11 protein-coding genes are annotated in these 14,867 nt (G+C 38.8%); 1 reads left to right on the top strand and 10 read right to left on the bottom strand.

Annotated features, from left to right (window positions below):
* Positions 1 to 760: Nif3-like dinuclear metal center hexameric protein (locus C6H22_RS05275; RefSeq protein WP_104694290.1), on the bottom strand; the 760-nt coding region annotated here is incomplete at its 3' end.
* A 17-nt stretch (positions 761 to 777) separates the two neighbouring features.
* A complete protein-coding gene (locus C6H22_RS05270; RefSeq protein ID WP_104694289.1) occupies positions 778 to 2,595 on the bottom strand; it encodes a Na/Pi cotransporter family protein in 1,818 nt (605 codons plus the stop codon).
* Between the two features lie 83 nt (positions 2,596 to 2,678).
* Between C6H22_RS05270 and truD the strand changes: the two genes are divergently transcribed.
* The gene (gene truD, locus C6H22_RS05265; protein ID WP_104694288.1) at positions 2,679 to 3,779 is read left to right on the top strand and encodes a tRNA pseudouridine(13) synthase TruD; all 1,101 of its coding nucleotides are present in this window, start codon (positions 2,679 to 2,681) and stop codon (positions 3,777 to 3,779) included.
* Between the two features lie 22 nt (positions 3,780 to 3,801).
* On the opposite strand, the gene uvrA is transcribed toward truD, so the two are convergent.
* The 8 genes from uvrA to C6H22_RS05220 all read right to left on the bottom strand — a co-directional run bounded on the left by uvrA (position 3,802) and on the right by C6H22_RS05220 (position 14,806).
* A complete protein-coding gene (gene uvrA / locus C6H22_RS05260; protein WP_104694287.1) occupies positions 3,802 to 6,654 on the bottom strand; it encodes an excinuclease ABC subunit UvrA in 2,853 nt (950 codons plus the stop codon).
* Positions 6,655 to 6,764: 110 nt separating this feature from the next.
* A complete protein-coding gene (gene fdhD, locus C6H22_RS05255; RefSeq protein WP_233707055.1) occupies positions 6,765 to 7,619 on the bottom strand; it encodes a formate dehydrogenase accessory sulfurtransferase FdhD in 855 nt (284 codons plus the stop codon).
* A 77-nt stretch (positions 7,620 to 7,696) separates the two neighbouring features.
* Complete coding sequence (locus C6H22_RS05250) at positions 7,697 to 8,647, bottom strand: formate dehydrogenase subunit gamma (RefSeq protein WP_233707056.1); 951 nt, start codon at positions 8,645 to 8,647, stop codon at positions 7,697 to 7,699.
* A gap of 90 nt (positions 8,648 to 8,737) precedes the next feature.
* A complete protein-coding gene (gene fdh3B, locus C6H22_RS05245) occupies positions 8,738 to 9,373 on the bottom strand; it encodes a formate dehydrogenase FDH3 subunit beta (RefSeq protein ID WP_104694284.1) in 636 nt (211 codons plus the stop codon).
* 10 nt (positions 9,374 to 9,383) lie between these two features.
* A complete protein-coding gene (locus C6H22_RS05240; RefSeq protein ID WP_233707054.1) occupies positions 9,384 to 12,203 on the bottom strand; it encodes a molybdopterin-dependent oxidoreductase in 2,820 nt (939 codons plus the stop codon).
* Positions 12,204 to 12,227: 24 nt separating this feature from the next.
* Positions 12,228 to 12,449, bottom strand: a complete 222-nt coding sequence (locus C6H22_RS05230; RefSeq protein WP_104694281.1) for a hypothetical protein — start codon at positions 12,447 to 12,449, stop codon at positions 12,228 to 12,230.
* Positions 12,450 to 12,519: 70 nt separating this feature from the next.
* Positions 12,520 to 13,218 carry a TorD/DmsD family molecular chaperone gene (locus tag C6H22_RS05225; RefSeq protein WP_104694280.1) on the bottom strand — a complete coding sequence of 233 codons (699 nt, stop codon included), beginning with the start codon at positions 13,216 to 13,218 and terminating at the stop codon, positions 12,520 to 12,522.
* A 10-nt stretch (positions 13,219 to 13,228) separates the two neighbouring features.
* Positions 13,229 to 14,806, bottom strand: a complete 1,578-nt coding sequence (locus C6H22_RS05220) for a 4Fe-4S binding protein (protein WP_104694279.1) — start codon at positions 14,804 to 14,806, stop codon at positions 13,229 to 13,231.
* Between the last annotated feature and the right edge of the window lie 61 nt (positions 14,807 to 14,867).

The following is a 14,867-nucleotide window of genomic DNA, read 5'->3' as shown; positions in this document are numbered from 1 at the left end:
AGTCTGTAATTATAGCTTGATATTGAGAGGATTTTAAGAGCGAATCAAGGATTTTGGTGAAGTATTTTTCGCTCTCGTAATGCGGAATGTCTATGAGGCTAAGCCCAAGTGATTTGGCAATCATCGCATCATGGTATTTGAGATCGCCACTAATAAGGAGGCTATTTGGGAGATTTAGACTTGCAATGTTGGAAATTTCGCTAAACCCACTGCCACAAATAACAAAAATATGTTCGATAAATTCACTCGCTTGAGTTATGCGGAGGGTTTCTAAATTAAGTTTAGCTTTGATAGATTGAGCAAGGTCGCTAAAGCGTGTTTTTTGTATGCTACCAGAACAATACAAGTCGTGTTGGTTGAAATCTGAAAATCCTAGAATCTTTTGTGTAAAGTATTCATTAAGGTGGCTTTTATCAAAGTTTGTGTGCATAGCGATTAACGCACAATTTTTGGCAATAAGTTTTTGTGCAATATTACAAGGATATGTGGCGATATTGAAATTTTTGATAGACTTAAAAAAAAGTGGGTGGTGCGTGATGATAAGGCTATTGTTTTCCACAGATTGTGCAAGTTCAAGTGTTGCTTCAAGGGCGATGTAAATATCGCTAAATTCTTGTGAAAATGAGCCTAGATTTAGCCCAGAATTATCCCAAGATTCTTGTGTGTTAAATGGTGAATTAAAATCGCACACATAATACAAATATGCCACGCTGCGTCTGTTGTGATGGGTGTTGTTTTGGGTTTGCGTGGTTGTATTCATGTAATTTCCTTAGGGTTTTATTCGTGTTCTAAGTCATCAAGTATTTCTTCTTTATGCTCTGTATTTTCTACCTCTTGTTGGTTTTGCATAAGCCAAGAAATTTTATAGATTTTGCTTACTGCTTTGATGATTTCTTTACCCATATTGCTAGCAAATGCGATGTCATTGAGAAGTGAAGTAGCAGAGTTTGCTGAAACCTTATTTTCTATAATGATTTTTTCTACTCTATTTAGTGCGTGTTTATCAAATTGCTTGAGGGCTTTTCGCTCTTGTTTTAGAATCTCAACAATCTTTTGATACTCAATAGATTCCAGAAATTTTAGTGATTCGATTTTCGCAAGAAGTTGGGCAATTTGGATTCGGATGAGGTTGTATTCTTGTGCGATATGAGGATTAGGACTTGTGGCATTTTTTTTGAGATTTTTTTCTAAAAGGATCATATTTTTGGTAGCTTCAGCAAGATTTCTTGCGCTGACATTGGCTTCATTGCTAATCTTTATAAAACTTTCTTGGTTTATATGCGTTTGGGCTTTGGTGCTAAAGTCAATGATTGCATCAAAGAGAACCTTTACTCTGTGATGATACAAATCATTGACATTACTCTGATCGCTATACCATTTTTTAGCTAGTAGCGTATCTTTTGGGAGATTGGCACAAATATCTGATCGCGAGAATCCTAAAGAATGTGCAATAACACTAAAGACATTGTCATAGAGGTGTTTGACTTCATTGATAAGTGCTTGGGTTGCTGTCATTGGGTAGTCGATAATGTTTGGATTGAGGTAAATAGGCGCATCCATATCCGCAGGTTTTTTGCTTTTTATAAAAGTGTTGGCAAATTTTACAAACACTTGAATATAAGGTGTCATAACAAAAACCGCAAGGGCATTGTAAAATGTATGAAAAACCGCAATTTTTAGGGCATAATCTTGATCGCTTATACCACTAAGATCGCTTATGAAATTTACAATGCTCTTGAAATAGGACAAAAAGATAAGCGAGATGAGTGCGATAATAAGATTAAAAATCGTATTGGTGATCGCAAGTTTTTTGCCTTCTAGATTCGAGCCAAAAGACGCAACAAGTGCTGTAACAACACCACCAACATTTGTCCCTATCACAAGTCCTAGTGCGTTATCGTATGTGATTGTCCCGGTGCTAAGGGCAGAGATGATAATAGTGAGTGTCGCAAAACTTGATTGCACAATAGAAGTGATAATGATCCCAGCCATAACAAAAATAAAGAGATCTTTTGGGCTACCACTTCCATATGCACTAAGATCAAGCGCGTCTTTGTAGCCCTCAAAGCCACTTTTGATATACGCAATACCCAAGAAAAAAAAGCCAATCCCAGCAAAAATATGTCCTAAAGACTTGATGTTTTTGTCCTTTTGAAAAACAAGTATGATGGCAAGAACAATAAGAGGCATAGCAATGGTTGCAATATCCATTTTCATACCAACCCCAGCAATGATCCAGCCACCTGTGGTCGTGCCTAGATTTGCCCCAAAGACAATGCCAATAGCTTGAGCAAGACTGATTAATCCAGCAGACAAAAATGAAATAGAAATGATTGTAACAAGTGTGGAGCTTTGCATAAGGATTGTTGTAACAATCCCAAAAAGTAGGGCTTTTATCTTGCTATTAGTCCATTTGGTAAGAATATTTTCTAAAATTCCACCACTAAAGCCTTTAAAGCCATTTTCCAAAAAAATCATACCAAACAAAAACACCCCAATCCCTGCAAAAATTTCTGTCAAAGAGGGATCGACACTCATCAAATAAATAGCAATGATACATACAAGAGGTAGCCAGAGTTTTTTAAGTGTTTGCATAGATTTCCTTAGGGTTTTACACAGATTTTACGAAAGCTTTTGTATTATATTCTAAAAAACTTTAAATTTTCTAAGGTCGTTATATGCGAAAACTTTTTCATCTTTCTCATGCACCTATTGATTTTTATTTTCATACAAGTATTAGGGATTTTGTTGTGCGCGAGATTCCATTGTATGAGGCGAGTGGTGTAGGGGAACATGTCTTGGTACTTGTGCGCAAAAAAGGACTAAGCACATTTGAAATGGTGGAGATTTTAAGTAATGTTTTGGGGATTAAGTCCGCACAGATTGGGTATGCTGGGCTAAAAGACAAACACGCTACGACATATCAGTATATCTCAATTCCTCGGAGTTGTGAATATAAACTTCATAGTCCAGTACTTCAAGAGCGTGGGCTAAAGGTGTTAGAGTGCAGGGCACACACCAATAAATTGCGAGTGGGTCATCTCAAGGGCAATAGTTTTTTTATGAGGCTAAAAAAGATTACTCCCATTGAGGCACAAAAGGCTATAAACGCACTTGAGATTCTCAAACACAGCGGTTTTGCAAATTATTTTGGTGATCAGCGTTTTGGTAGGGATGGGGATAATTATCAAGAAGGCGAAAAAATCCTTGAAAATTTGCGTAATGTGCGCAACAAAAAAATTACGCGTTTTTTGATTTCGGCGTATCAAAGTCATTTATTTAATCTGTGGCTTATAGAGCGTATGCGTCTTAATGCAATTATAGAATCTTACACACTTAAGGAGCTTGTGGGTAATATGCATAGTTATGGCGTGTTAGATTCTGTGTTGCACAATAAAGAAATGTTGCATATACTAAAAGATCAGACGCAGTTTTTTAAATTATTGCCCGGTGATGTGGCTTTGCATTATCCTTATGGCAGGACATTTGTTATTGATGATGTGATGTGTGAGAGTGAGCGTTTTTGTGCAAGACAAATCGCTCCAAGCGGTGCGCTATATGGCAAGAAGCTTTTTGCCTCACAAGGAATGGCTTTAGAAATTGAGCAATCATTTGTAGATTCGCGACTACAGGAGGCTGGAAGTAGGCGATATGCGTGGGTATGGGCACAGGATATAAGCTATACATATAAGCCTGAGGTGGCGCAGTTTGAGCTTTGTTTTACATTGCCAAAAGGGAGCTATGCCACGATTTTCTTAGAAACCCTAAAAAATGCTTAAACTCCCTATATCTATGGATAGTTTAGTGTTTTTGCGCGTTATGTGTATCTAGGATATGCAATTGAGATTCTAAAAATTTACCTGTATAGCTTCCGCTTTTTTTGTGATTTTTTGCAATGGCTTTTGGTGTCCCATAATCCACGATTTTTCCACCTTTATCGCCACCTTCTGGTCCTATGTCGATAATATAGTCTGCATTTTTGATGAGATCTAGGTTGTGTTCAATCACAATAACGCTATTGCCAAGCTCTACAAAATGGTGTAAAACCTTTGTTAATCGATCGACATCGGCAAAATGTAATCCTGTAGTTGGTTCATCAAGGATATAGAGCGTTTTGCCTGTGTCTTTGCGACTAAGTTCTTTGGCGAGTTTGACGCGTTGAGCTTCCCCACCACTTAGGGTGAGTGCATTTTGCCCCAATGTGATATAACCTAGTCCCACGGCTTTTAGGGTGGCGAGTTGGGAGGCAATTTTTGGGATTTTGGCAAAAAATTCTAGTGCCTCATCGACATTCATCGCCAATACATCAGCGATATTTTTGTCTTTATATGTAATTTCAAGCGTTTGGGGGTTATATTTTTTACCATTACAGGCATCACACTTGACCATAACATCAGGCAAAAAGTGCATTTCAATTTTGATTTCCCCTTCCCCTTGGCATTTCTCACAACGCCCTCCCTTGACATTAAAGCTAAAGCGTCCCACATTATAGCCACGCAATTTAGATTCTTTGACTTCGCTAAAGAGTGTGCGGATATGATCCATAACGCCTGTGTATGTCGCGGGATTGCTTCTTGGTGTGCGTCCTATAGGTGTTTGATCAAGGTATATGACTTTATCAAGTTGATCTAATCCTTGTATTTCCACTCCATCGCATTTGTGAATCTTTTTGGCATTATTGAGGATTTCTTGAGCCGTTGGTAGAAGTGTTTGGAGGATAAGAGAGCTTTTGCCACTGCCACTTACACCTGTTACGCATACGAAGTTTGCAAGTGGAATTTTGAGGCTTAAATTTTTGATATTATTAATATTTACATTTTTGATTTCAAGCCATTTTTCTTGGATTCTGTTGTGGCGATGATCAATGCAAATGTCGTTATTGAGGTAGCGAGCAGTGAGGCTTGTGGCTTTGAGTAATGCATTTTTATCGCCACTAAAGACAACTTCCCCACCTTGCACTCCCGCACCTGGACCTATATCCACAATAAAATCTGCATGTAAAATTGTTTCCTTATCATGCTCTACGACTATTACACTATTGCCTTTTTCTTGCAAAGATCGCAATGTCTTAATAAGGCGTAGCGTGTCGCGTTCATGCAAACCAATACTTGGCTCATCAAGGACATACATCACGCCTGTAAGCCCACTACCAATTTGACTTGCTATGCGTATGCGTTGGGATTCTCCCCCGCTTATTGTGCGTGCATCACGCCCTAAGCTTAAATAGCCAAGCCCTACATCATCAAGAAAATATAAGCGTTCAAGAATTTCTTTGAGGATAGGTGCGGCGATGAGTTGTTGCTGGGCATTTAAATAGGTGAAATTTGCAGGTGTATTAAAGAATGCATAACTTTGCTCTATAGGTAAATCAATAATATCACCTATTCCTAATCCCGCAACCCTTACATGTAAAGATGGAGCGTTGAGACGATGTCCTTTGCATGCTAGACACACTTTTTCAGTCGTATAATCCGCAAGCTCTCGTTCATCTTTAAACATATCATAGGCAATTTGGACAATGCCTTTCCATGGACGCTCTAGCTTACTATTTTTCCATATGAAACTAACAGGCGTTGGACAACCATAGAGGATATAATTTTGCGCTTGTGAATCTAACTCCTCAAAACTTTGATTAGGATCAATCTTTTGTGCTTGACAAAATCCGTGAAAAAGTTCGGCATAGTAACTACGATTGTAACCAAAGATTGCTTTTATACCGCCTTTTTTGAGTGGTTGGGATTTATCAAGGATTTTTTTTAGATCAATAGTATATTTTACGCCTAGCCCTAAGCACTCTGGACAAGCACCCTTAGGAGAGTTAAAGCTAAAACTTAGCGGTTCAAGTTCTTCAAAGCTTACCTTGCATTTAAAACACGCAAAATGTTCGCTGTAGTGAATATGGTGGATTTTTTCATCAATGAGCTGTTCTATTTCAACTTCACCATAGGATTCTTTAAGTGCTCTTTCTAGGGCTTGTGCGATACGCGTGTGATTTTTTTCTTCTAATTTTGCACGATCGATAACAACTTTTATAGTATGTTTTTTGTGTTTGGCAAGTTCGATATCTTCATCTAAACGCACCATAACGCCATCAATCTGTGCGCGGACATAGCCTTTTTGTCGTAAAGATTCTATCTTGTCAGCAAAGCTTCCTTTTTTTTCCTTGATAATAGGAGCAAGGATTGTAAGCTGTGTGTTTTCTGGTAACTGCAAGACTTGCGCGATAATATCAGTTTGACTCATATGCGAGATTGGTTCACCACATAAATGGCAGTGTTGTTTTCCCACGCGTGCATATAAAAGGCGTAGATAATCATAAATTTCTGTGATTGTTCCAACCGTGGATCGTGGATTTTTTGACGTAGTTTTTTGATCGATAGCAATAGCTGGGGTTAGTCCTTCAATTTTATCAACATTTGGTTTTCCCACCTTATCAAGAAATTGTCGCGCATAACTTGAGAGAGATTCTATATAGCGTCTTTGTCCTTCTGCATAGAGTGTGTCAAAGGCGAGGGTAGATTTACCACTACCGCTCAAACCTGTGAAAACAACAAGTTGATTTTTTGGGACATCAAGATGAATATTTTTGAGATTATTTTCTCTAGCTCCTTGAATGTGGATAAAGTTTTTGCTATCGTTACTCACGTTACTCATTTATATGTCCTAAAAGAGAATTTTGGTGGCATTATAGCATTTGGATACTAAAAAATGGGTTTTTGTGAATCTGGACTTGTTGTGTGAATTGCATGAGAGGGATTTAGATATTAGCTTGAAAAAAGATCACAAAGAGTGGTTGTTTGCGCTGTTGGATTAGATTCTGGAGTGTTTGTGTTAGAGTGTAATATTCTTTGTGGATGTGTGTAGATATTACAAATACCATTGCGTGCAAAGCCAACAAGTGTGATACCTAAAAGTTGTGCGGATTTAATCCCAAGTTCAGTTGTAGCAGATCGAGAAATAACAATCGCAATATCATGCATAGCTGCTTTTATAACCATTTCCATAGAAAGACGCCCACTTACGATAAGCACCGCCCCAGAAGTATCGATGTTTTGTAATCTTGCTTTGCCCACGACTTTATCAATCGCATTATGACGCCCAACATCTTGACTAATAATCTCACTTTCATCTTCTAAAATTAACATTGCTTTGTGGACACAACCTGTAGATTCAAAAAGTTGGTTTGGTGCTTCAAATCTTGTGATGAGATTCCAAAGTCTTTTGAGAGGTAATTGCACTTTGGTAGAAATAAATTTTTCAACAATCTTGCCCTCAAAATTTGCACTCACGCCCACACAACAACCGGAAGTTAATGTCTTTTCGTGAAAGAGGTTTTGTATATTTTGTTCCTTAATGTGCGCTTGTATATGCACGCTCAAGCCATCTTGTGCAAGTTCGACACTCTGTATATCATGCATAGATTCTATGACACCTTCACTCATCAAAAAACCCACTGCATAGGCATCTTGATCTTGTGGTAGAGACATACTTGAGAGAAGTTTTTTGCCATTGAGATAAAGCGCGATTCGTTGTTCGCGTATAACACAATCTTGTATATGTTCTTGCCTACCATCTTCATAGAGTCTTGTGATGGGTATTGTTTTGGTAAATTCTTGCACTATATCTCCCCAAAAAATCAAAATAATATTTGTAAGAATAGGTAGTTAATATGCTAGATTTTCTCTAGCATATTGCATTAATGTTTGGCTACACGTATAGAATCTAACTTGCCCTTTGCTTTGAGCTCTTCGTAATAATAACTATGAAGCATAGAGAGTTCTTCTTCGCCCATTTGACCATTTGTTATGGCTTCCATTGCACCTTCAATCGCAAAAGCAGCCATATAGATATGTGTAATGAGTAATGCTAGCACTGCAAACCCAAGGACATTATGCACAATTGCTACAAGGCGCAATGTGTTTATATCGGTGCATTGAAAAAACATAACTCCACCAGTAAATGCCATCACACCACCACCAAATGTCGCAATCCAAAACCACATTTTTTGTCCGGCATTGAATTTATGTGCAGGAATAATGCGATTTTGTTTATCGAGATAGCCACCCATGATCATAAGCCATTTGATGTCATAACTACGAGGTAGGCAGTCTTTTACCCACATCAAAAACATCAAAAACCCAAAGATTATAAAGACAAGTGTGCTTAGCCCATGCAAATCTCTTGCAAAGCGAATAAGCGTGCCACCACCGAGCTTATCACCAAAAATCATCATAAGTCCAGTGATACAAATAAGCACAAATGGCACGGCAGCAAACCAATGCACGATAATGTTATATTTGCTAAAGACTTGTAGCTTTGAGTGGTGGTTGTATTTGCGCGCACCTATGATTTTGTAATGCCCAAAAAATGCCAAAGGTACAAACAAAAGAATACACAAGAAAATAATGGCAAAATATTTTTCTTGCAAGGTTGTAAATAGCTCACCTAAGCCATTCCAGCCCCTAATGCCTTGGATTGGTTGTCCCATAGTAAGAGGCTCTATACTACCGCCATTTCCCTCAATCACACTTCCTGAAATCACACCCGCAGTGTGTGTGCCAAGCCCCCAGTTTTTGATAGCCTCAATCTGTGGAGTGCCATAGATATGTTTATTATAAGACATATCAAGCGCACCTTTTTGCTCCATATCATACTTTTGGGAGGCAAGAAGACTTGCCAAACCAAAAACTACGATAAGCCCTAATCGTGATATCGCTTTCATAGTGCTTCCCCTTTTTTAATCCCCATAAGCTTTTTTCCAAGTATAAGGGACTTTTGGTGCACCCTTGCCTTTGTGTAATGCTCTCTCTCTAATAATCGCGCTTACATCATCACTACCACCAGCAAGCAACGCTTTTGTAGAGCACATAGCAGCACATGCAGGCACTTTACCTTCAGCAATTCTATTTTGTCCATAAAGCCTCATTTCTTCCTCACTATGTGTTTCTTCAGGACCACCAGCACAAAATGTGCATTTATCCATCGACCCTCTTGATCCAAACACATCAGATTTTGGGAATTGCGGCGCTCCAAAAGGACAAGCATAGAGGCAGTAGCCACAACCTATGCAGGTTTTTTTATCATGAAGCACGATACCATCAGCGCGGATATAAAAGCAATCTACAGGACACACTTTTGCACATGGTGCATCAGCACAGTGCATACAAGCAATAGAGATTGATTTTTCTGCACCCTCTATGCCTTCATTGAGTGTCACGACTTTACGACGATTGACGCCTACAGGCAAGTGGTGTGCTTCTTTGCACGCCACATCACAACCATGACAATCGATACAACGCTCATCATCACAATAGAATTTAACACGCGCGTGTCCGGAAATATTTAGCCCTGTTGCTACTATAGATTTGCTCATGATCTACCTCCTATGCTTTCTCTATGCGGCATAAACCACATTTTGTTTCCGGACAAGCTGTATTATAGTCATATCCATAGCTTGAAATCATATTTGCAGATTCACCTATTGCATAAGGCTTTGTGCCTTCAGGATATTTGTCTAAGCGGCTTACTCCTTGATCCATACCAGAGAAATTTTGTGGCACCCATACGCTATTGACATCGACACGATAAGAAAGCTTTGCCTTAATCAATGCGCGTGTATCCATAGTGCCATATACCCATACCATATCACCATCTTTGATACCAAGTTCAAAGGCTTTATCAGGGTGAATCTCTACAAACATTTCATTATAGACTTCAGCCAAATATTTCGCACTTCTTGTCTCTGTCCCAGTTCCCATATGTGAAACGACACGCCCACTAAGCATATTGATAGGGAATTCTTTTGTCCAATCTTTTTCTATCTGCCGTGAGCGATATTTGATATTGGCGCGGTAATGGTTTGGTTTATCCGGGAATTGTGGATATTTGTTAAGTAAATCCGGTCTAATAGAATGCACAGGTTCTCTATGCAACGGAATCTGATCATACCAATTCCACACTTTTGCGCGTGCCTTACCATTACCATAAGGACATAATCCTGCTTCAAGCGCTTTTTCTACCAAAATATTATTACCAAATCCAGTAGAATATGTTGTGCCTTCAACAAGTTTTTTCTCTTCTTCTGTAAGCTTGATACCTAGAGATTCTGCATTAGCAGCACTCACAGGACCATGACCACCTACACTTGCATTTGGCATTTTGCGCTGTGAAAACATACTTTTTCCATCAGGCGAAGTATCACCCCAATTAACCCTAAAGCCCATACCACCTTCCATAACAGGAATAGTATCGTTGTAAAAGATCGGCGTTCCAGGGTGTTTATCACTCCAACAAGGCCAAGGCAAACCATAATATTCACCTGTAAATGGACCTTTACCAGCGAGCGTTACCTTATCAAACATATGCCAATTTTCTTGATGAGCCTTAAGGCGTTTAGGACTCATACCTTGCAATCCAATGCTTCGGATACTTTGTGTAAGCTCTGTCGTTGCATCATCTGGCCAAATAAATCCTGTTCTGCCATCTACTTTAGCAATTTCATAAAGGCTTCTTTGGTATTCTTCTAAGAATCCAAAGCGCTTAGCAAAATCAAATAAAATTTCTTGATCTTCTCTGCATTCAAAAAGTGGCTCTATTACTTTAGATCGCCATTGATAACTGCGGTTTGTTGCAGCCACTGTGCCTGAAGTTTCCATTTGAGAAGCGGCAGGAAGCAAGAACACATTATCTGTCTTATCGCTATAAATAGCCAAGTCATTGACATAAGGATCGATAAAGACAACAAGTTCAAGTTTATCCATTGCTTTTTTTTGCAAATCAAGCAATGAGACGGAAGTCATTCCTGTGCCTATGACTACCAATGCACGTAGCATAGTATCGCTATTATTGACTGCATTTTCTTCCTCAAGCACACCAAATTTCCAAGTAGAGTGTGCAAAACCGGTGGCTTCCATCATTTTTTTATCTTTGAAACGAGAAAGCAACCAATCATATTCTACTCGCCAGTGTTTTGCAAAATGCTTCCATGAAGATTCTGTAAGCGGGTAGTAACCTGGCAATACATCAGGGTTAGCAGCCATATCTGATGAACCTTGAACATTGTCATGTCCGCGCAAGATATTAACACCACCACCATTTTTACCCATATTGCCTAAAAACATTTGCAAGATAGGCATAATCCTCGTGTTGCTTGTCCCTACGGTATGTTGTGTAAGCCCTTGATTCCATATGAGACTTGCAGGTTTTGCTTTAGCCATATCTTCGGCAATATGGCGGATTGTATCAGCCGGAATACCTGTAATATTGCTTGCCTCTTCTGGCGTCATTTTCATCGCTTCTTGTATAACATCTTCATAACCATATACACGATCTTGTAGGAATTTTTTGTCATAAAGGTTGTTTTTGATGATATGGTGTAGCATACCATACACAAGCGCAATATCTGTCCCACTTCGGATTCTGTGGTATTCATCAGCCTTAGCAGCAGTTTTACTAAAATGTGGATCCACGACTACAATTTTTGCACCAGATTCTTTGGCACGCAAAATATGCACCATCGACACAGGGTGATTTACCGCAGGGTTAGCACCGATGATGAAAATATATTTTGAGAAAGTCATATCTGCAATGTGATTTGACATTCCACCAAAACCAAATGTATTCGCCACACCGGCGACTGTTGGTGAGTGTCAAACGCGATTGCAGTGATCTATATTATTTGTCCCAAAAAATGCCGAAAGTTTGCGTAAATAGTATGCTTGCTCATTTGAAAGTTTAGCGCTTCCTATCCACATTACCGCATCAGGACCACTTTCTTCTCTAATTTGACTAAGCGTATCACATATCTTACTCATTGCACTATCCCAATTGGTGCGTTGCCATTCTCCATTGACTTTTTCAATTGGATAGCGCAATCGTGTTTCGCTTCTTGCTCTATCAATCAAATCTGCACCCTTACAGCAATGCCCTCCAAGAGAGATTGGGTGATCTTGTGCTACTTCTTGTCGCACCCATACACCATCTTTGACTTCAGCAATAATGCCACAACCAACAGAGCAGTGTGTGCATATTGTTTTTATCCGTTTTGCATCAGGATATTGTTCTTTTAGTTCCGCTTCACTTGCTTGGCGTAACACGCGTTGGCTATCATTCCCAAAAGCACTTCCTACACCCGCTACCGATGCGAGAGCCGAAAGCTTGAGGAAAGATCTACGCGCATTGCGTCTTAGATTTGCCTCGCTCATCATTTCTCCTTTTGTTGTTAATTGTTATCGAGCAACAGAAAAATATTCCTGCCAATATTTCGTATCGCTACGATATAACACCTCTTGTTTTTTGCTCTTGCCCTTTATGACTTCTTTTTGTTCGTGTTCTCCAGAACACCCGCCTAAGGCGACAGATCCTACTGCCACAATAGCACTTCCCAATGCCACATTTTTCGCAAATGATCTACGAGAATTACCAATATCATCTTTTTGTGCATTAGACATATTTGCCTCCTTCAAGAATTTTGGGATATCCCCACACAAGGCTTACAGGAAGTCCTGTGTGCGAATATCTTTAAGAGATAATATGTTGTTCAAGTGTTAAAAAGCTCTCAAGTAATAATCCTACAAGGTGATAGCATAGTAAATATTCTCTTGCTTCAAGTGCTTTAGCGATAGGAAAACCCATAGGAGCTATGGCTTGGGTAAAAATCTCTTTGGTAAGTAAATCCCTTTGTGCATTGTAATGTTCATTTGTGGTATGCGTTTGTGGATGTTGTAAATCAGTAAGTATATGACGCATAAGAAGAAGCAAAAAGCCAAAATGCTCCTCTGTTTCTTTAAACTCTTGTGCATTCAAGCGAAAATGTGTTTTTTTGACAAGCGCTTTGGCTTTGAGGAGGCTTTCGCCATTGAGACAACCCTCTAGATAATGCGAGAGATATAAAAAAATCTGTGGATTTGGAATCTTGGGTCTTTTAGATTTTTTGTTATGTTGTGTCGATGATGTGTCTGCTTGAGGAATAATGTGCGTGCTAAAAGGGAGATTAAAAGTTTGAGTGTATTCTCGCAAAAGCTCATTAGAATCTGCCTTGAGAAGATATGTTTTAAGCATAGCAAAAGTTTTACTATCAGATTCAGTAATTGGTGAGGTGGCTAAAATATCAATTTGTTGCAAAAACAAACTTTTTCGCTCACCCACAAGTTCATATAAAAAAAATCCTGCAAAAAAATCATAATATAATGCGCGTGCTAATGTGCTTGAATCTTGCATATAGCCTCCTTCATATATGATCTTTTGGACCAAAGATAATTTTTACTTTACAATCGCTACAGCATTCTAATCCTCGTGCCTTTATAGGGTCGTTGCCCATGGTAGGAAGTAAAATATTTTTTATTTTATTAATCGCTTTTGTGGTAGCAAAAATCTTGCCACATTCTATGCATTTAAAAGGCTCATCAAAAGCTTTTTGGATATATTCAAAGCTAGAAGATTTTACATCTAGGATTTGAGGTTCTAGGGTGATGACTTTTTCTGCGCATGTATCTACGCAATATCCACAACCCGTGCAAAGCGATTGTTTAAATAATAAGCTAAAGGTTGAATCTTCATTGACAAGTGCTTTGGTATTGCAAGAATCCACGCAACTAAGACATAATGTGCATTTTTGTGGGTCTATTGATATGTTGGCACTATGTTGCATATTCACACGCCCAAAATTCCCATTCCTCACCCACGCAAAAGCCCTTTGTGAAAATATTTCTTTGAGATTTTCATCGGCACGAGGTGTGTATGTATAATATCCAGAATCTAACATTTGTGCTTGTTGCAAGGCTTGGTGTAGTTCTTCTTTTGTATGTGCGAGCAACACACATTTCACACCAAATATTGCTTCACATAAGGCATTGAGTGTGTTTACCCCATCTGTAACATAATGCGATGGTTCAGTATAAACAATCACCATCGCCCCACTTTCTTGGACAATAGAGAGAAGATATGTAGCATTAAGGATATGAGATTGACCTAGCACAAAAGGTAATGCTTTTGGGTTTGGTGCTTGCGTAAGGGCATCTATAATATCTTGACTTTGTGTGTAAGTGTGCAAGATTGGTATAGCACCTTTATACATTTTAGCTTGATATGTAAGAGATTCTAAACTCTCACTTTCACGTTGCAAAGCTCCTGTAGGGCATACACTCACGCAATCCCCACACGCTATACAATCCACGCTACTAAGTGCAATTTCGCTTTTTTTGTCATCTTTAAAAACTCCAAAACTCTGGCACACATCACTACATGCGTGGCAATATCCGCTACCATCGCTTTTTGGACGACGATGCCAAAAATCGCATAATGTCGAAGTAAATGTAATAGGAGTAGTATATGTGTATGTGCCTACAAAGCTTTGTAAAGATTCTAGTAATTCTTGGGGGCTGTGGTATTCATTGACCCAATGCACACCTTTAGAGTGTTGAATTTGAGGGAAGTTTGTAAAAAATACGACTTGAGCGATTTTTAGGGTTAGAGTTTGTGAATCTTGCGTATAGAGGAGTGTAAAATGTCCCAAGTTCCCATTAAGATTCACAAAGCTTTCTGGCAATACCGAAAAAATTTGGCAATTTTGGAGATTCTGACAAGAGAGTGAGAGAGAATCTAAAAATTCCTCTACGATCTCTCCGCTTCCTACCACAGCAATTTTTGGTTCTAAAAATATAGTTTTGGTGCTTTGGATTGGTGTAAAATCTAGGCGTATCTCACCCACTTCGTGTAAAACTTCTGATTGTGCTTGAGAAAAAAGCTGTGTATCAAGAAAGTTTGCGTAAATGTTTTGGGTTGTAATATCTAGTGTTGAATAAGACATCTATAAACCTTATAGTAATGTTGTCTTGTATAAACTCCTGCTCATCGCACATTATAGTTCT

The organism is Helicobacter equorum (genome assembly GCF_900198655.1).
Classification (GTDB): domain Bacteria; phylum Campylobacterota; class Campylobacteria; order Campylobacterales; family Helicobacteraceae; genus Helicobacter_F; species Helicobacter_F equorum.
The sequence above is the reverse complement of the archived record's forward strand: the minus strand, read 5'-3'. Positions and strand labels throughout refer to the sequence as shown.